Raw genomic sequence first — 17,847 nt, 5'->3', positions numbered from 1 at the left:
TACCAACTTGCGCCGTGGCGTCTGCATGTCGCCACGGCGTCTATTTGCTTTGAGGAAACAGGACAGCGATGACCAATCTGCGCATCGAGCGGCTAAGCAAGAAATTCGGGTCGTTCACCGCCCTCGATGATGTTTCGCTCGAGATACCGACGGGGAAATTCGTCTGCCTTCTGGGGCCCTCGGGTTGCGGCAAGACCACGCTTCTGCGGGTGGTCGCCGGGCTCGAGACGCCGACCAAGGGGCGGGTTGTCGCCGATGGCGATGACCAGACGAAGGTCCCCACCCACCGCCGCGACATGGGCATGGTGTTCCAGTCGCTGGCGCTTTTCCCGCATCTCGACGTGGCGGGAAACATCACCTATCCGCTCGCGATCCGCGGCGCAGACCGCGCCAAGCGAGACGCGAAGGCCGATGAACTGCTGAAACTGGTGCGCCTGCCCGGCATGGGCGCGCGGCGGATCGACCAGCTCTCGGGCGGCCAGCGTCAGCGTGTCGCGATTGCGCGTGGTCTCGCCATCGACCCGAAGGTCTTCCTGCTCGACGAGCCGCTCTCGGCGCTCGACGCGGGCCTGCGCGAGCATATGCAGATCGAGCTGCGCCAGATCCAGCAAAGCCTGGGCGTGACTACGATCGTCGTCACCCACGACCAGAAAGAGGCGCTCACCATGGCCGATCTGGTCATCGTGATGAAGGACGGCGTGATCCAGCAGGCGGGCGCGCCGATGGAGATCTACCGCAACCCGGCGAATGCTTTCGTGGCGGGCTTCATCGGCACGACGAACCTGCTGCCCTGCACCGTCCGCGACGGCGCGATCGAGGTGCTGGGCGCGCGGTTGCCGATTGCCGAGGGCGACAGGATCGCTCTCGAGCAAGGCGAGGCGCAGCTTTCGATCCGGCCCGAGCATGTCGCCATCGAGCCCGCGGGCGCTGGCGGCATCGAGGCGGAAGTGACCTTCCTGCGCGATCTCGGCGAAAGCCGCCATGTGCTGCTGGATGCGCAAGGCCAAGAGATCACTGCACAGCTCTCCCCCGAGACGCAGGCGAGCTATCGCCCCGGCGACCGGGTCAGCCTCAGCTTCCGCCCGGGCGAGCGTGTGGTGGTGACATGAGCCAGAATACCGAGATGCGCGCGACACCGGGTTGGGTCGGTCTTTGGCCGGCGCTGATGCTGGCGGTCTTCTTCCTTGTGCCTTTCGGGATCATGGTCGCCGTGTCGGTCTCGCAACGCGATCCGGCTGGCGCCTTCATCCCGGGCTTCGAGCTTACCCATTACGCGCGGTTCATGACCGCCTTCTTCGCCAAGGTGATGGGCGTCTCGGTTGGCGTGTCGCTGGCGGCGGCCGCGATCTGCGTCGTGCTGGCCTTTCCGTTCACCGTCTTCCTCGCCTCGATGAGCCATCGCGCGCAGACCGTCGCGCTCGTGGTGCTGCTCTCGGTGCTGTCGCTCTCGGAGGTCATCATCGGCTTCTCGCTCTCGACACTGCTGTCGAAGACGGCGGGGATTTCGAACCTGTTCTACTGGCTCGGGATGATCGATGCGCCGCGCGCCTATACGCCGTCGCTCTTCGCGCTGATCACCGGGCTTTGCTATATCGGCTTTCCCTTCGCGGTGCTGGTGCTCTACCCGCCGGTCTCCCGGCTCGATCCCGAGATCGTCGAGGCCGCCCGCGTCATGGGGGCCTCCGCCTCGCGCGCCTTCTTCGGGGTGATCGTGCCCAACCTGCGCGGAGCGATCGTGGGCGCCTTCATCCTCGTCTTCGTCTTCACGCTGGGCTCCTATCTTCTGCCGCAGCTCTTGGGTCGCTCCGAGGACTGGACGCTCTCGGTCCACATCACCGATCAGGCGATCTACCAGACGAACCTGCCGTTCGCCGCGGCGATGTCGATCTTCCTGATGCTGGTGGCGCTGGCCCTCGTGGGCCTCGCCTCGCTCGCGGGACGGCAAAGGAGCGCATCATGACAAGCTGGTTGAAACGCGCCTATGTGATCGTGATCCTGCTCTTGCTGCTTGCGCCGCTGGTCGTCGTGACCGGAGTGTCGCTGAACGGGCCGCAGACCCTGCGCTTCCCCCCGGTGGAGCCGTCGCTGCGCTGGTATGGCACGCTGTTTCAGGACAGCGCGTGGCTGGTGCCGCTGGGCCATTCGCTGCTGATCGCGGCTTGCGCCTCTGCGCTCTCGGTCTCAGTCGCGCTGCCGCTCGCGCTGTTCGCGTGGGAGCGCAACGGCATCGCGGCGCGGCTGCTGACCGGGCTGGGGCTCGCGCCCTTCACGCTGCCGCCGGTGATCTCCGCTCTGGGCTTCATGGTGTTCTGGATGACGGTCGGCGGGTACGGGCAGATCTGGGCCACGATCGTCTCGCATGCCGTCTTTCTCGTGACGCTGCCGCTGGTGACGATCTCGCTCGGGTTGAAGGGCATCGACCGCGCGCTGCTGGAGGCCGCCCGCGTGATGGGGGCAGGGCGCTGGACAGTGCTGCGCACGGTGATCGGTCCGCTGGTGCTGCCCTTCATCGTGTCGGGCTATGCCTTCGCCTTCGTGCTCAGCCTCAACGAATACATCATCGCCTACATGGTCGCGGGCTTCACCGTCGAGACGATCCCGATCAAGATCTTCAACGCCCTGCGCTACGGCTACACGCCGATCCTCGGGGTGGTGTCGGTGCTTTTCGTTCTGCTTGCAGCGGTCGTCTTCGGGCTGATCGGCAAGTTCGGCGATCTGCCGCGTTTGATGGGGTCTGAGCGGGGATCGAGCGAATAGGCGGGCCTCTCCGTCCGCTCTCACAACACGATTGACCCGCTCCGGATTGCCCATATTCTTGAGTCTCGGGTGAATCTTGGTTCGCCCCGGCAATCGGATCCGAGGGAGGAGAGACGATATGTGCCATGTATTCGCCGGTCAGGATCCGGAGCGTTATTCCAGCGAGACACGCAGGCTTCGGCTCAACGGGCAAAGCACGAGCATCCGGCTCGAGAACGCCTTCTGGGATATTCTCGACGAGATCGCGGCGCGGGACGGGGTATCCACACCGACCTTCATCTCGACGCTGCATGCCGAAGTGCTCGAACTGCGCGGGGAGCCGTCGAACTTCACGTCGCTCCTGCGCTGTGCCTGCCTGAAATTCATGGAGATATCGGCCGATCGCGCACCGCTCGCCGTCGCTGCAGAGTAGCGCAAGCCTGACGTCAAACATTCTTGAGGGGTAGTATAGACCTACTACCCGCCCCACCTTCGCCCGCTGCTACGCTCTCAGGACAACTGACAGCACTACAGCGGGAGCAACCGGTGGCAAAATCCATTCATTCCATGATCCGTGTCCTCGACGAGGACCGCTCGGTCGCGTTTTACGACAAGGCTTTCGGCCTCAAGGTCGCCGACCGTCTCGACTTTCCGGAATTCACGCTCGTCTATCTAAGCAATCCCGAAAGCGATTTCGAATTGGAACTCACCGTCAACAAGGGCCGGACCGAGCCCTATGACCTCGGCGATGGCTACGGCCATTTCGCGGTCGCGGTCGATGATCTCGAAGCCGAACACAAGCGCTTCGAGGCGGAGGGCCTCGCGCCCCGCAAACTCGTGGAATTCGCGCCGGCAGGGGAGGTCGTCGCGAAGTTTTTTTTCGTGGCCGATCCGGACGGATACCAGATCGAGGTGCTCGCGCGCGAAGGCCGCTTCAAGTGAGATTTTCCTAAGGGAGACATCAGGGAGGAGACGACAATGACGACCAAGGCAAGCTCGAAAGGGCTGACCAGACGGCAGCTGCTGGCGCGGGCGACCGCGGCAGGGGCGAGCTTCGTCGTGGGGGCGGGGTTCATGGCGGCGCGCAATGCCGCCTGGGCCACCGAGCTCTCGGCGCTCAAGCCCACGACCTTCGCGACGCTGGTGCAGATGGCGCGCGATATCTATCCGCACGACAGGGTCGACGACCAGTATTATGTCATCGCGGTGAAAGGCTATGACAGCCCAGATGCGGCCGACGAGATCGAAGCCGGCATCGCCGCGCTCGATGCGGCGGCGCGCGGCAAAGGCTTCGCGAATTACCTTGAAACCGGCTGGGAGAAGGATCGCGTCATGATCCTGCGGGGCATGGAGGAGAGCCCCTTCTTCCAGAAGATTCGGGGTGGTCTGGTGACCGGCCTCTACAACCAGAAAGCGGTCTGGCCGATCTTCGGCTACGAGGGCGAGTCCTATTCCAAGGGCGGCTACATCAACCGCGGTTTTGACGACATCGACTGGCTGTAAGGGAGGCAGACATGGTTGCGAAATTTGATCTGAGCGACGACAGCGTCGTTGTCATCATCGGCACTGGCGCTGGCGGCGGTGTGCTGGCCAACGAGTTGGCGCAGAAGGGCGTCAAGGTCGTGGCGCTCGAGGCGGGCGGTCGCTATCTGCCCGAAGATTACATCAATGACGAATGGGAAAGCTTCGGCCAACTCGCCTGGACCGAGCCGCGCACCACGAGCGGCGACTGGCGCGTGGCCAAGGATTTCTCGGGTCTGCCCGCATGGATCGTGAAAGCGGTCGGCGGCACCTCGATCCACTGGGCCGGGGCGAGCCTTCGCTTTCAGGACCATGAGTTCAAGACGAAGACCCATTACGGCAATGTCGACGGGGCAAACCTGCTCGACTGGCCGATCGATCCGGCGGAGCTTGCGCCCTATTACGACAAGGCCGAGGCGAAGCTGGGTGTGACCCGCACCGGCGATCGTCCGGGCTTGCCGGGCAACAACAACTTCAAGGTGCTGGAGAAAGGCGCGAAGTCGCTTGGCTACCAAGAGGTCAATACAGGCCATATGGCGATCAACTCGATCGACTACGACGACCGGATGTCGTGCCAGCAGACGGGCTTCTGTTTCCAGGGCTGCAAATGGGGCGCCAAGTGGTCGTCGGCCTATACGGATATTCCGCGCGGCGAGGCGACCGGCAATCTGGAGGTCCGCGATCACTGTCATGTCGCGCGTATCCTGCATGACGACAAGGGCCGCGCGTCGGGCGTCGAGTATTTCGACAAGGACGGCAACCTGCAGATGCAGAAGGCCAAGATCGTCTGCGTCGCGGGCAACTCGATCGAGAGCCCGCGCGTGCTGCTGAACTCTCATTCGGCGATGTTCCCCGACGGGCTTGCGAACTCCTCGGGGCAGGTGGGGCGCAACTACATGCGGCACACCACGGGCTCGGTCTACGGCATCTTCGACAAGCCGGTGAAGATGTGGCGCGGCACGACGATGGCGGGCATCGTCCGCGACGAGGCGCGTCACGATCCCTCGCGCGGTTTCGTCGGCGGGTACGAGCTGGAGACGCTCAGCCTCGGTCTGCCCTTCATGGCGGCCTTCCTCGATCCGGGCGGCTGGGGGCGCGAGTTCACGACTGCGCTCGACAGCTACGAGAACATGGCCGGGATGTGGATCGTGGGCGAAGACATGCCGCAGGAGACCAACCGCATCACGCTCAACCACTCGGTCGAGGACGCCTACGGGCTGCCGGTCGCGAATGTGAATTACACCGATCACCCGAACGATCGGGCGATGCGCGATCACGCCTATGCCCGCGGCAAGGCGATCTACGAAGCGGTTGGGGCGACCCGGACGCTGCCGACGCCGCCCTATCCCTCGACACATAACCTCGGCACCAACCGGATGTCCGAGAACCCGCGCGACGGTGTGGTGAACAAACACGGCCAGACCCATGACGTGCCCAACCTGTTCATCTCGGACGGCTCCCAATTCACGACCGGCGCCGCCGAAAACCCCACGCTGACCATCGTGGCGCTCGCGATCCGGCAGGCTGACTTCATCGCCGGGGAGATGTCGAAGGGAAACATCTGATCCCGAGCGGATCAGCTAAGGCAAAACACGACCGGGCTGCTCAAGGGTGGCCCGGTTCTCTTTGCGGAACCTTTGCAGGTCTGCGCGCTTGCGCACAGGACATGCGGGACCTTCGCTAATTTCATTTTCCTGGAGAAGCCCCAAACTCTGATCAACGACATTTGGAGGCTTCCATGACCTTTCGACCCGTCTCGGCCACCAGTCAGGCGCAACCCGCGCTCGAAGGCGCCGGTGTTCATCTGCACCGCGTATTCGGCTTCGGGGATCCGTCGCTGACCGACCCGTTCCTGATGATGGACGATTTCCGCAACGACGATCCGCGGCTCTATTCCAAGGGCTTCCCGTGGCACCCGCATCGCGGCATCGAGACCATCACCTATGTGCTCGACGGCCAGGTGGAGCATGCGGATTCGCTCGGCAATCGCGGGCTTCTCGGCGCAGGCAGCGTGCAGTGGATGACCGCAGGCTCCGGCATCGTCCATCAGGAAATGCCTTCGGGCAATGCCAAGGGGCAGATGCACGGCTTCCAGCTTTGGGCCAACCTTCCCTCGGCGCTCAAGATGACGGCGCCGCGCTATCAGGATATCACGGCCAGCGATATCCCGATCGAAGGCGATGACGACGGCACGACCGTCAAGGTCATCATCGGTTCGTTCTGGGGCAAGACCGGCCCGGTCGACGGTATCGCGGCCAATCCGATGCTGCTCGACGTGTCGATCCCCGCCGGACGCCGCAAGGTACTGCCGGTCGATACGCGCTCCAATGCGCTCGCCTATGTCTTCGCGGGCTCCGGCACCTTCCGCGACGCCAGTGACCCCGTCGGCATCAAGGTCGAGAAGGAATATCGCGGGCAGGAGCTGAATATCCGCGACATGACCGGCAACCGCACGCTGGTCCGTTTCGGCGCAGGCGACGAAATCACGGTGCAGGCCGGGAACGAAGGCCTCCGTTTCCTGTTGATGACGGGGCGTCCGATTCAGGAGCCCGTCGCATGGCACGGCCCGATCGTCATGAACACGCAGGATGAACTGCGCCAGGCGCTCACCGAACTCAACAACGGCACCTTCATAAAACACGGCTGAGGGCGCCGTTGCCCCTCAGACCCTTCCCAACACAGGAGATAGAAATGGCACAACCGAAGATCGCAATCGTCTTTTATTCCACCTATGGCACCAACCACGCCGTCGCGCTGGCCGCAGCAGAAGCCGCCGAAGCCGCCGGGGCCGAGGTGCGCCTGCGCCGCATTCCCGAAACGGCCCCGAAAGCCGTCGTCGAAGGTCAGGACGCCTGGAAAAACCAGCTGGAGAAGATGAGCGACATTCCGGAAGTGACCCCTGACGATATGGAATGGGCCGATGGCTATTTCTTCTCCGGGCCGACCCGCTACGGCGTCTCCGCAAGCCAGATGCGCGCCTTCATCGACACGCTGGGCGGCCTCTGGGGCGCGGGCAAGCTCGCCAACAAGACCTTCACCGCGACCACCAGCGCGCAGAACGCCCATGGCGGGCAAGAGGCGACGATCCTTGGTCTCTACACCACGGCCATGCACTGGGGCTGCATCATCGTCGCGCCCGGCTATACCGACGAAGCGATCTTCAACGCGGGCGGCAACCCCTACGGCTTCTCGACTAACGCCGGCGGTGTCGACGAGGCCGGTAAGGCCGCGATTGCCCATCAGGCCAAGCGCCTGGTCGAGATGACGGCGAAGCTCGTCGGCTGATCTTTCCCGAGATTGAGAAAGCGCCTCCGCCCTTTCTGGGCGGGGGCGCACCTGTTTTTACATCGGTCCGGTGCCGGTTCCTTCCTCGAGCCGGACGAAGCCCCTTTCGGTCGTCTGCTGAGCGGCAGCAAGTCGCTACAGGCCCATATGAGCGAACGCGCGAGCGGCGCGGGAGCGCGCCCGATGTTCTCTTTGCCGGCAATGATGCGCCGCGTCAGTGGCGGGCCGGCTCTCGCCTCGCTCTCGGCTCTTATTCAAGCTTGTTCAAGAGAGGGAGCGAGGCATGGGCGCGGCGAAAAAGCCGCCGCGAGCTCACATCGGGTTTTCGATATTCGCCTTCATGTTCGGAACGTCGGGATAGGTCGCCGTGCCCTGAGTCTGGTTGCAGGCAGCCAGGATTCCCAGGGCGCAGCTTGCGACCAGAGCGAGCACGGCTTTTTTCTTCATCGGGCTTTGCATGTCGGGTTCCTCTCGAAAATTTCAAATGAACTAGGTCGCTCGGGTGAACGACCCGGTTCAACTATTTGGGGCGCACCGTGGGGCGCGGCAATGTTTTTGTTGTGGCCGATGTGCTTAGCGGCACTGGCGAGACGACCCGCAAGGCAGCTCTGCCGCTCCGTATGCGCGGGCGATGGCCGCAGCGATATTTCGCAAGCGGCCGATCCCGCAGATGGACTCGCCGCCGCTGTCCCGATAGGTGACGTAACGTGAAAACTAACTTTGACATAGTTGCCCAAATCAAGTCACAACATCGCCGCGCTTGCATGTGATCCAGCCCCCGTCGGCGAGCCGCAACGGCCCATTCGGGGCTACTCGCGACCAACGGAGGTAATGATTATGAATGTTGAACACGTGTCGCTCGAATTGCTTGTTAAGGTTGGCGAGCGCGGTGTTGCGGAAATCGGAAAATTCTCTCTTCGGTTCCTCGGCGGTGCTCCCGATTATGCGTCGACCGACTCGATCGACCTGACAGGGCTGGCGACACTGGCGCAGCCGGAAAAAGTATTCACCTCGACCCTGCGCGCCGAGTTGCTCGATCAGCGCGCGACCTTCGACCCCCAGAAATTCTCGGTGTCGGTCAACGTGAGCTCGTTAGCCACTTCCGATCCCTATATCGAGATCGAACGCCGCTGGCGCATCGCCCTCGTCACCTTCCTCGAGGGCTACATCATGCAGTCCCAGCCGATGCTGTCGTCGCTCAAGGTCCGCGGCGGCTATGCAGAGCAGCTCGCTCTGTCCGACGCGCGGCTGCACTGACCGGCCCGCTCTTCAAATTGCTTGCCCCGCGCGGATGTCCCGAGACCACTCGGGCGCGCGGGCGATCGCGAAATCTAAGACCTTTTCCTGCAACCCGCGGTCTCGGCCGAAGTAGTTTTCCGCCGCGGCGATGCTTGCGCGGTGGGTTTGACGACGTTTCAGCTCAGCTGGACGTGACCCCGGCCGAAAGCTCCAGAATTTCCGTAGTGACCGCTTCCTGCCGCGAAATCCGTGCGGTCTGTTCCAGCGCGTCGAGCTTGCGCTCGGTCGTCCCTTGGGCGGAGGCCATTGCGAGCATCCGGGCGGTGTTCTCCGCCGCCGTGGCGTGCAGCGCGACGCGGCACAGTTCCGCATGCAGCATCTCGGCGAAAAGCGCGGCGCAAAGCTGCTCCGGCGGCAGCGTCAACAGGGGCGGCTGGCTCGGCGGTGCGCTCGGCTGGGCCGGACGGGGGAAGATGCGGCGACGGCAGGCCTTCCAGCTGCCGTCTTCCGTCTGGGCGTGAAACGCGTCGATCGGCGCCCGGCCCGCAAGCTGAAGCAATGTCTCGGCCAGCCGGTCCGCGAAGGGCGGGATTGCCGGGCCGTGGGAGGGCAAGGGGAACTGCGCAAGCGCGCTCAGCCCTTGTTCCGTCGCCAGCGCTGCGCCGCGCGTCCCGATTACGACGAGGCCGCCGGGCGGCGTCCCCAACGCGCTCAGTAGCCGGGCGTTGAACGAGCCCGCGAAACCCTGCTCCGCCAGAAACAGAACGGTGAGCGGCGGCCCTTCGGGTTTGGGCGGCTCGGGGGCGAGCGAGAGCACCCGGTCCAGCGCGCGGCTCACCGTCGCCGCGTGCAGGTCGACCGAGGCAAGCTGTCCCTGCGTCTGGCGCACGCGCGCGCCCGCGATGGCGCGCATCGCCCGGATCACCGAGGCCAGCGTGCGGACACTGCCGATACGCGCTTCGATTTCGGCAAGCTGCTCGCTCATTTCGAAGGCTCCGGCAGAAGCCCCTTCACGCATTGCAGGATCTGGTCATGCAGACCTTCGCTAAGCTTGGCGGAGAAATCGGCCCCAGACAGACCCGCCGCATCGAGCGCGCCGGGAAGCGCGTCGCGCAACGCGTCGATCTGCGCGGGCTCCAACCCGTCGAGAAGCCCCGCCTGCACCGCCAGAACCAGCGCGACCTCATCGGCAAGGCGCAGCGGCGCGTGCTGAACCTGAGCCAGCACCGCGCGCACCGCCCGGCCGCGCGCAAGCTGCGCCTTCACCCGCGTGTCCGGCATACCCCCGAAACGCGTGAAGATTTCCAGTTCGAGAAACTGGGCGTAATCGAGCCGCATCGACTCCGCCGCGTCGCGCAGGCTGTGCGCCTGCGTCTTGCCGCCGACCCGGCTGACCGAGGTGCCGACATCCACCGCGGGTTTCTGTCCGCGGTTGAACAGCTTCGTATCCAGCACGATCTGCCCGTCGGTGATAGAGATCAGGTTGGTCGGGATGAAGGCTGCGAGGTTGCCGGCATCGGTTTCGGCCACAGGCAAGGCGGTCAGCGTGCCGCTGCCCAGTTTGTCCGAGAGTCGCGCGGCACGTTCCAGAAGGCGGGCGTGCAGGTAGAAGACATCGCCCGGATAGGCCTCACGCCCCGGCGTCTGGCGGGTCAGCAGCGCAAGCTCGCGATGCGAGGCGGCGTGGCGCGTGAGGTCGTCGAGCACGATCAGTGCGTGGCCGCCGGTGTCGCGCAGCTCTTCGGCCATCGTCATCCCTGCAAACGGGGCGAGCCATTGCATACCCGGCGGTGTCGACGGCCCGGCCACCACGACGATGGTGCGCGCCAGCGCGCCGTTGCGCCGAAGGGTCTCGATCACGCGCTCCACCGAGGAGGTCTTCTGACCGATCGCGACATAGACCGAGGTCACGTCGCCGTCCTTCTGGTTCAGGATCGTGTCGAGCGCGAGCGTCGTCTTGCCGGTCGCGCGGTCGCCGACGATCAGCTCGCGTTGCCCCCGGCCAAGCGCGAAGAGGGCATCCACGACCAGCGTGCCGGTCTGCATCGGTTCCACCACCGCCGCGCGGTCGATGATCGCGGGGGCGGGGCGTTCGACCGGGTGCTTTGCACTGGCCGCGATCGGGCCGAGCCCGTCGAGGGGCCGCCCGAGCGGGTCGACGATCCGGCCCAACAGTTCCGGCCCTACCGGAACCCGCATCACGTCGCCCGTGCCGGTCACCGCATCGCCTTGTGCGACCCCCGCGATGTCGTCCAGCAGCACCGCCGCGAGGGTGTCTTCGTCGAGCACATGCACGAAGCCCGATTGTCCGCCCTCGAAGACCAGCCGCTCGCCGGCGCGGGCTTCGGGCAGGCCCGACACCATCGCGACGCCATCGGACACGCGCTCCACCCGGCCACTGCGGCGCACGACGGGGCCCAGAGGCGCGCGCTCGATGGCTTTGACGCTGCGGTCCAACCACTCGTCCGGATCATTGGGTGTCATTGGCCACCTCCTTGCGCATCCGGGCGAGATCGGCGGCCCATGAGCTTTCAAGGTGCAGATGTTCAGTCTCCAGCGCGAGGCCGCAGATCAACGCCGCATCCGTCTTGATCGCGGGACCAATCTCTTTGCCAAGGGTCTGGCCAACGCGGCGGGCGAACGCTTCGCCGTAACCCGCTTCCACCGCCTCGCTGATACGTAGCATGAGCTTTTCCGAGCCGAGCGCGGCGCGATCCTCGGTGTCGAGGGCGGCGACCTGCGCCAGAAGGTCCGTCGCGTAGGCTTCGAGCAGCGCGGGCCGCGACAGGCGCGCACCGATCCGCTCGGCCATGCGCTGCGCCAGATCGGCTGCGCGCGCTGCATATCGCTTCTCGGCTTCCTCCGCGCGGGCAGCGCGCTCGGCCTCGGCGGTGCGGGCCATGTCGGCAGCCTCTGCGCGGGCGTGATCCAGAAGCGCCTTGCGCGCGGCTTCGGCCTCGGTCTGGGCCTGCGCCAGCATCTCGGACTTGCGCGTGCCGACCTGATCAAGCGCCGCCTCGGCCCGCGCCTTCGCCTCGTCGGCCTTGCGCGCGGCCTCGCTCGCGTCGCTCAATTGCTTGTCGGCCTCGGCCTGACGCGCCTGGATGGCACTCACGATCGGGCGCCAAAGCACCCGGCTCAGAAGCCAGATCAGCACCGCCGCATTGAGCGTCTGCAGCCCGAGCGTCCACCAGTCCAGTGTCATGGTCAGCCGATGAACGGGTTGGCGAACAGCAGGAGAAGCGCAATCACGAGGCAGTAGATCGCCGTCGTCTCGATCATCGCGAGCCCGACGAAGAGCGTGCGCGAGATCGCGTTCGCGGCCTCGGGCTGGCGGGCGATCGCATCCATTGCAGCCGCGACCGAGCGCCCTTCGCCAAGCGCGGGGCCGAGCGCCCCGAAGGCCACCGCCGCCGCGGCCGAGATGATGCTCGCCACTTCAACATATTCCATGATCAGTCCTTTCCGGAGTCTCGGGAGGGATGGGATTCCGCCACTGCCGCCGCGATGAACACCATGGCGAGGACGGTAAAGATGTAGGCCTGGACGAGCCCGGTCAGCAGGTCGAGCGCCATGAACGGGATCGGCACGAACAACCCCGCGAGCGAGAGCACGATGCCGATGATGAAGACCCCGCTCATGATATTCCCGAACAGGCGGATCAGCAGCGAGAAGCTGCGCGTCAGCGTCTCGACGAGATTTAGGGGGATCATCAGCGGCGTCGGCATTGCGAAACTGCGCAGGTAGCCCCCGACGCCGCCCGCGCGGATACCGTAGACAATCACAGCGACGAAAACGAGCAGCGCCAGCGCCGCATCGGTTTCCAGATTGGCGGTCGGGGGTTCCACGCCGGGGATCAGCGAGGACCAGTTCGCGATCAGGATGAACAGGAACAGCCCGCCGAGGAAGGTGCGGTAGCGGTCGGGAGAGACGCTCATCGTCTCGCGGATCTGGGTGTCGAGCACGGTCACCAGCAGCTCCAGCGCCGCTTGCCGGCGTCCGGGGTGCAGGCTCGGGTTTCGGGTCAGCGCGTAGCAGCCGGCCACGATCATCGCCATCATCACCCATGTCGTGACGACGGGTTGCGTGATCGGCACGGGGCCGATCCAGAACACCACGGCGGTCTCCAGCGGCGAGTTCATGCGGACCTCGCGCGTCGCAGAGTGAGCGCCCGCCCAATGCCGATCCCGAGCGCCGCCGCAAGCAGTGGCACGGCGCCCAAGAGCGCGCAGCCCACGAGAACCGTGATCGTCAGCCCGAAGCGTAATACGGTCAGCGCGATCGCCTTCAGCGCCTTGCTTTCGAGCAGCATCGCATCAGTTCCCGCCCGCAGCAGCGCGAAATGCACGAGCCCCACGCCGATGCCGAGGATCAGGGCGCCTGCGCCAAGAAGAAGCTCCACCCCGCTCATTGCTGTTGCACCCAGCGCCAGCCGAGCCAGCACCCCACGACAAGCCCCACCATCATCAGCGCGGCGGTCCAGAAGATGCCCGACTGGGCGCTGCGGTCGATCCATCGTCCCCCGGCGGCTCCGGCGAGCATCGGTAGCACGACGATCCATCCGAGCACACCGATCTGGCCCAAGCGGCGGCCCAGCGGGACTTCTCCCTCCCGTCGCGCCTTCTCGGTCCGGGCGGCGTGGCGGCGCGCGGCGCTTTCCATTGGCTCCTCCGTCTTGTCCGGGTCTTCCGGCGGGTGGGTCATGTCCAGTGCTCCCGCGTTCGCGCGCCGTCTAGGCTCGCCACCAGCTGTCGGATTGCGAGCAGATGCAGCCGGGTGGCATCGGCCTGCTCGGTCTTCGCCGCATCATCCTCGGCCTGAAAGCGTTTCAGGATCGTGTCGCCCAGCTCCGGCAGGTCGCCGGTCACTGCGGCGCGGGTCGAGACCGAGACGTCGCTGCCATTCTCGACCATAAGTACGCCGCCCTTCACCGCGCAATAGTGTCGCTTGCCCTCGGCCTCCCAGGAGATGACCGAGATGCTGAGGCTGGTGAGAAACTCGGCATGGCCGGGCAGGATTCCGAAGCCGCCGCTCGCATCCTCGGCGCGGATCGCGGTGACGTCCTTGGCATCGACGACGATCTCGAGCGGTGTGGCGATGGTGAGCCTCATGCCGCGGCCTCCTCTCGTTGGCGGGCCTCGTCGATCCCGCCGATCATGTAGAGCGACTGATCGGACCACTCGTCCGCCTCGCCCGAAAGGATCGCGCGGCATCCCTCCAGCGTGTCGGCCAGCGGCACCGAGCGCCCGGTCTGGCCGGTAAACGCCTCGGTCACGACGAAGGGCTGGGTGAGGAAGCGTTGCAGCTTGCGCGCGCGGCGCACGGCCAGCCGGTCCGACGCGCCCAGCTCCTCGACGCCGAGCAGCGCGATGATGTCCTGCAATTCGCGGAATCGCGCCAGCAGCGCCCGCGCTTCGCCCGCCAGCTGGAAATGCTCCGCCCCGACGATCTCGGGGTCGAGCAGTTGCGACGACGAGGCGAGCGGGTCGATCGCGGGGTAGATTCCTTCCGAGGCCAGCTGACGCGACAGCACGATGGAGCTGTCCATATGCCCCGAAATCGCGGTCACGGCCGGGTCGGTGAAATCATCCGCCGGCACGTAGACCGCCTGAATGGCGGTGACCGAGGCTCCGGCGGCGGAGGCGATGCGCTCCTCCAGTTCGGCGACCTCGGAGGCGAGGGTGGGCTGGTAGCCCACGCGCGAGGGCAGGCGACCCAGAAGCCCCGAGACCTCGCTGCCCGCCTGCACGAAGCGGAAGACGTTATCCATCATCAGAAGGACATTGCGGTGATCGCGGTCGCGGAAATCCTCGGCGATGGAGACAGCGGTCAGCGGCACCCGCCAGCGCGCGCCGGGCGGCTCGTTCATCTGGCCATAGACCAGCGCTGTGCGGGCCAGTACGCCGGAGTCGGTCATGTCGGCGAGCATCTCGTGGCCCTCGCGCGAGCGTTCGCCGACGCCCGCGAAGATCGCGATGCCCTGATATTTTTCGACCATCGTGTTGATGAGCTCCATCACCAGCACCGTCTTGCCCACGCCAGCGCCGCCGAACATCGCGGCCTTGCCGCCGCGTGCCAGCGGTAGCATCAGGTCGATCACCTTGATGCCGGTCTCGAAGGCGGTGACGGCGCCGCTGCCCGACAGGCGCGGCGGCGTGCCGTGGATCGGGCGGCGGGGCGTTTCCTTGGGCAGGGGATCGCCGCCGTCGCGCATCGCCCCCGTCACATCCATCAGCCGCCCCAGAACCGCCTCGCCCACCGGCACTTCGAGCGGCTTGCCCGTGGCGTGCAGCTTTCGCCGGCGCGACAGGCCGAGCGTCGATTGCAGCGCGATGGCGCGCACCCGATGCGCGTCGAGATGGCCATGGACCTCGAAGCTGCCCTCCGGATCGCCATCGCTCGTCGTGAGGATCGAATAGATCGGCGGCAGCGGGCCATCGAAGCTCGCATCGATGACCGGCCCGCGCACCGCGATGATCCGTCCCTCGGCCACGCTCATCGCGAGGTATATCCCCCATCGACGAGGTGGTAGCTGCCATTCACGAAGCTCGCGGCGTCCGATAGCAGGAAACAGGTCAGCGCCGAGACCTCTTCAGGCGTGCCGAGCCGACCCGCCGGATGCAGGGCGACCAGAGAGTCCTTTACCTCAGGTGCCAGACCCGACAGAAGCGGCGTCTCGATGAAGGCGGGGCCGACCGCATTGACGCGGATGCCCTGCGCCGCGTGATCGAGCGCCGCCGCCCGTGTCAGGCCGAGCAGCGCATGTTTCGCCGCGACATAGGCGCAGGCGCTGGGGAACGCGACCGAGCCGAGGATCGAGGACATGTTCACGATGGTCCCGCCGCCCGATTTCAGCATCGCCGCGATCTCGTAGCGCATCCCGTAGAACACCCCGTTGAGATTGACGTCGATCACGTGTTTCCAGCTGTCGAGCGGATATTCCCCGAGCGGCGCCTGCACGCCCCCGATGCCGGCGTTGTTCACCGCGAGATCCAGCTTGCCGAACGCCTTGACGGCTTTGGCGACCATCGCTTCGACAGCATCGGCAGAGGTGACGTCGACCGCCATCGGCTCGGCCGTGCCGCTCGCCTTGCGGATCTCCTCGGTCACGGACTTGGCCGCATCCGCATTCTGATCGGCAAGCAAGACCGAAGCGCCGCGCGCCGCCAACTCCTTGGCGATCGCCGCGCCGATCCCAGATCCCGCGCCCGTAACGATAGCTGATTTACCTTCGAAATCCCGTGTCATGGCAGTCCCGGCCTCCGTTGTGAATGCGACGAGGGTAACGGGCTCGAGGCTTCGGGACTTTGATGGGGATCAACTGCCGTGGGCGCAGTCTGGATGCGCACGTCTTCGTGACTGCAGGGCGGCTCGCGGCGTCCGGAGGTGCGCCAAATGCATACCGCCCGCGGCTCTCACGAGGCGCGGGCGGACTTCTTCATGCCTTCAGGCTGCGCTTACATGGCCCAGGGGCCGTGGAAGTCGCCACCCTCGCGATCGGTGCGCTCGAACCCGTGCGCACCGAAGAAATCGCGCTGGCCCTGAATCATGTTCGCGGTGCCGCGCGCGGTACGCATCGTGTCGAAATAGCTCAGCGCCATCGACAGGGCCGGAACTGCGAGCCCGTGGGCTGCGGCGATGCTGACGACCTTGCGCAGCGCACCGTGATGGGTCTTCAGCAGGTCCGCGAAATAGGGCGCGTACATCAGGTTGCGATCGGGCGACTCGCTGAGCGCGCTCGCCATGTCGTCGAGCATCGCCGAGCGGATGATGCAGCCGTCACGCCAGACCAAGGCGATATCGGGCAGCGGCAGATCCCAGTCGAAGGGCGCATTGGCCGAGCGCAGCAGCTCGAACCCCTGCGCGTAGCACAGGATTTTGCCCGCGATCAGGGCGTTCTCCAGATCGTCGGCACTCAGCGCGCCTTCAGGCAGCGCCTCGGGGGCGGCGCCGAACATCTCCTCGCCCTGCTGGCGCGCCACGAGGCGCGACGACAGGTTGCGCGCCATCACTGCCGCTTCGATCACCGGCACCGGGGCGGCGAGATGCTGCGCCTCGATCACGGTCCAGCGGCCAGTGCCCTTCTGGCCCGCGCGGTCGAGGATGATGTCGAGCATCGGCTTGCCGCTCTCGGGATCGGTGGCGCGTGCGACCTTTCCGGAAATCTCGATCAGGTAGGATTTGAGCGCGCCTTCGTCCCACTTCGCGAAGATCTCGCCGCAGGCCTGCGAGTCGAGGCCCATCCCGTCGCGCATCACGCCGTAGGTCTCGGCGATCATCTGCATGTCGGCATATTCGATGCCGTTATGCACGGCTTTCACGAAATGCCCCGAACCGCCCTTGCCCATGAAACCGGCGCAGGGCGTGCCGTCGAACTTGGCCGCGATCGCATTGAGGATCGGGGCGACGCGGTCCCAGTCCTGCTGCTCGCCGCCGCCCATGATCGCAGGCCCGTGGCGCGCGCCTTCTTCACCGCCCGAGACCCCGATGCCGAGGAATCGCGGGCCGGCCTTCGCGGCTTCGGCGGCGCGGCGCTCGGTGTCGTGGAAATTCGCGTTGCCCGCGTCGATGATCAGGTCGTCCGCGTCGAGATAGGCGCGCAGCGCCTCGATCTGCTGGTCGACCGGTTCGCCCGCGGGCACCATCAGGATGATCGCGCGGGGTTTCGCGATCGATTTCACCAGCTCTTCGAGGCTCTCGCAGGGCGTGATTTTCGACGCCAGCTCGCCCGCGTTTTCATGGAAAGTCTTGGTGACGCTGGTCGTGCGGTTGAACACCGCGATGTCGAACCCTTTTTCCGCGATGTTGAGGGCGAGCATTCCGCCCATGGTGCCAAGGCCGATCAGCCCGATTTGCGATTGTGCCAAAATACGGCCTCCGAATTTGTTACATGCGGGCCGCCGTCGGCCCGGGGTGTCGCCTCGCTCGCTACGCCGTATCGCCAAATTGCGCGGCGCTGCGAGGGCGACCTGCACGAATTGCCCCAAGATGACGGAAGTTGCAAATCGCCTGATCGCTGCGAGCGCGAAGAAACGCCGTGCCGGGTACCCGATAAAATTACTCGGG

At 65.6% G+C, this 17,847-nt stretch carries 22 protein-coding genes; 10 read left to right on the top strand and 12 right to left on the bottom strand.

The features are described 5' to 3' along the window. The first annotated feature begins 68 nt into the window (after positions 1–68). From B6V76_RS07700 to wrbA, 9 genes are all read left to right on the top strand, one after another. The gene (locus tag B6V76_RS07700) at positions 69–1,109 is read left to right on the top strand and encodes an ABC transporter ATP-binding protein (protein ID WP_088727092.1); all 1,041 of its coding nucleotides are present in this window, start codon (positions 69–71) and stop codon (positions 1,107–1,109) included. Continuing rightward, positions 1,106–1,960, top strand: coding sequence for an ABC transporter permease (locus tag B6V76_RS07695; protein ID WP_088719183.1), 855 nt, complete (start codon positions 1,106–1,108; stop codon positions 1,958–1,960). Before B6V76_RS07700 ends, B6V76_RS07695 begins: the two co-directional genes overlap by 4 nt. Continuing rightward, positions 1,957–2,757: an ABC transporter permease gene (locus B6V76_RS07690; RefSeq protein WP_075776356.1), complete on the top strand. Its 801-nt coding sequence runs from the start codon at positions 1,957–1,959 to the stop codon at positions 2,755–2,757. The genes B6V76_RS07695 and B6V76_RS07690 overlap by 4 nt, the downstream gene beginning before the upstream one ends. A 118-nt stretch (positions 2,758–2,875) precedes the next feature. Next, positions 2,876–3,169: a ribbon-helix-helix domain-containing protein gene (locus tag B6V76_RS07685; protein ID WP_075776355.1), complete on the top strand. Its 294-nt coding sequence runs from the start codon at positions 2,876–2,878 to the stop codon at positions 3,167–3,169. A 113-nt stretch (positions 3,170–3,282) separates the two neighbouring features. Next, complete coding sequence (locus B6V76_RS07680; protein WP_075776354.1) at positions 3,283–3,678, top strand: VOC family protein; 396 nt, start codon at positions 3,283–3,285, stop codon at positions 3,676–3,678. Positions 3,679–3,714: 36 nt separating this feature from the next. Continuing rightward, a complete protein-coding gene (locus tag B6V76_RS07675; RefSeq protein ID WP_088719181.1) occupies positions 3,715–4,239 on the top strand; it encodes a Twin-arginine translocation pathway signal in 525 nt (174 codons plus the stop codon). An 11-nt stretch (positions 4,240–4,250) separates the two neighbouring features. Further along, positions 4,251–5,822 (top strand): GMC family oxidoreductase, encoded by a 1,572-nt coding sequence (locus tag B6V76_RS07670; protein ID WP_088722017.1) that lies wholly within the window; start codon positions 4,251–4,253, stop codon positions 5,820–5,822. Positions 5,823–5,995: 173 nt separating this feature from the next. Continuing rightward, positions 5,996–6,904: a pirin family protein gene (locus tag B6V76_RS07665; RefSeq protein ID WP_088722016.1), complete on the top strand. Its 909-nt coding sequence runs from the start codon at positions 5,996–5,998 to the stop codon at positions 6,902–6,904. 44 nt (positions 6,905–6,948) lie between these two features. After that, positions 6,949–7,542, top strand: a complete 594-nt coding sequence (gene wrbA / locus B6V76_RS07660) for an NAD(P)H:quinone oxidoreductase (RefSeq protein WP_075776350.1) — start codon at positions 6,949–6,951, stop codon at positions 7,540–7,542. 312 nt (positions 7,543–7,854) lie between these two features. On the opposite strand, the gene B6V76_RS19890 is transcribed toward wrbA, so the two are convergent. Then, positions 7,855–8,001, bottom strand: a complete 147-nt coding sequence (locus B6V76_RS19890) for a hypothetical protein (protein WP_157771562.1) — start codon at positions 7,999–8,001, stop codon at positions 7,855–7,857. A gap of 378 nt (positions 8,002–8,379) precedes the next feature. Here B6V76_RS19890 and B6V76_RS07655 point away from each other — a divergent pair, with 378 nt between their 5' ends. Next, complete coding sequence (locus B6V76_RS07655; RefSeq protein WP_088719177.1) at positions 8,380–8,799, top strand: hypothetical protein; 420 nt, start codon at positions 8,380–8,382, stop codon at positions 8,797–8,799. 163 nt (positions 8,800–8,962) lie between these two features. Here B6V76_RS07655 and B6V76_RS07650 read toward each other — a convergent pair whose 3' ends face one another. The 11 genes from B6V76_RS07650 to gndA form a co-directional block, all read right to left on the bottom strand. After that, positions 8,963–9,766: a F0F1 ATP synthase subunit gamma gene (locus B6V76_RS07650; RefSeq protein WP_166504564.1), complete on the bottom strand. Its 804-nt coding sequence runs from the start codon at positions 9,764–9,766 to the stop codon at positions 8,963–8,965. Then, entirely contained in the window at positions 9,763–11,265 is a 1,503-nt protein-coding gene (locus tag B6V76_RS07645) for a F0F1 ATP synthase subunit alpha (protein WP_088727091.1), read from the bottom strand. Before B6V76_RS07645 ends, B6V76_RS07650 begins: the two co-directional genes overlap by 4 nt. Then, positions 11,252–11,986 (bottom strand): ATP synthase F0 subunit B, encoded by a 735-nt coding sequence (locus B6V76_RS07640; RefSeq protein ID WP_075776346.1) that lies wholly within the window; start codon positions 11,984–11,986, stop codon positions 11,252–11,254. Before B6V76_RS07640 ends, B6V76_RS07645 begins: the two co-directional genes overlap by 14 nt. A 2-nt stretch (positions 11,987–11,988) precedes the next feature. Then, entirely contained in the window at positions 11,989–12,234 is a 246-nt protein-coding gene (locus B6V76_RS07635) for a F0F1 ATP synthase subunit C (protein WP_075776345.1), read from the bottom strand. Between the two features lie 2 nt (positions 12,235–12,236). Next, positions 12,237–12,923 (bottom strand): F0F1 ATP synthase subunit A, encoded by a 687-nt coding sequence (locus tag B6V76_RS07630; RefSeq protein ID WP_088727090.1) that lies wholly within the window; start codon positions 12,921–12,923, stop codon positions 12,237–12,239. Further along, positions 12,920–13,192 carry an ATP synthase subunit I gene (locus B6V76_RS07625; protein WP_088727089.1) on the bottom strand — a complete coding sequence of 91 codons (273 nt, stop codon included), beginning with the start codon at positions 13,190–13,192 and terminating at the stop codon, positions 12,920–12,922. The genes B6V76_RS07630 and B6V76_RS07625 overlap by 4 nt, the downstream gene beginning before the upstream one ends. Further along, entirely contained in the window at positions 13,189–13,485 is a 297-nt protein-coding gene (locus tag B6V76_RS07620; RefSeq protein ID WP_088727088.1) for an AtpZ/AtpI family protein, read from the bottom strand. Before B6V76_RS07620 ends, B6V76_RS07625 begins: the two co-directional genes overlap by 4 nt. Continuing rightward, positions 13,482–13,892 (bottom strand): F0F1 ATP synthase subunit epsilon, encoded by a 411-nt coding sequence (locus B6V76_RS07615; protein ID WP_075776341.1) that lies wholly within the window; start codon positions 13,890–13,892, stop codon positions 13,482–13,484. The genes B6V76_RS07620 and B6V76_RS07615 overlap by 4 nt, the downstream gene beginning before the upstream one ends. Beyond that, on the bottom strand, positions 13,889–15,280 hold the full coding sequence (gene atpD / locus B6V76_RS07610; RefSeq protein WP_088727087.1) for a F0F1 ATP synthase subunit beta: 1,392 nt from the start codon (positions 15,278–15,280) through the stop codon (positions 13,889–13,891). The genes B6V76_RS07615 and atpD overlap by 4 nt, the downstream gene beginning before the upstream one ends. Beyond that, on the bottom strand, positions 15,277–16,029 hold the full coding sequence (locus tag B6V76_RS07605) for an SDR family NAD(P)-dependent oxidoreductase (protein ID WP_088722010.1): 753 nt from the start codon (positions 16,027–16,029) through the stop codon (positions 15,277–15,279). The genes atpD and B6V76_RS07605 overlap by 4 nt, the downstream gene beginning before the upstream one ends. Positions 16,030–16,238: 209 nt before the next feature. Beyond that, positions 16,239–17,648, bottom strand: coding sequence for an NADP-dependent phosphogluconate dehydrogenase (gndA, locus tag B6V76_RS07600; RefSeq protein WP_088724610.1), 1,410 nt, complete (start codon positions 17,646–17,648; stop codon positions 16,239–16,241). Positions 17,649–17,847 lie beyond the last annotated feature (199 nt).

Origin of the sequence: Thioclava sp. IC9, assembly GCF_002213225.1 — a bacterium.
Taxonomy (GTDB): domain Bacteria; phylum Pseudomonadota; class Alphaproteobacteria; order Rhodobacterales; family Rhodobacteraceae; genus Thioclava; species Thioclava nitratireducens.
This window is presented reverse-complemented; position numbering and strand designations above follow the sequence as displayed.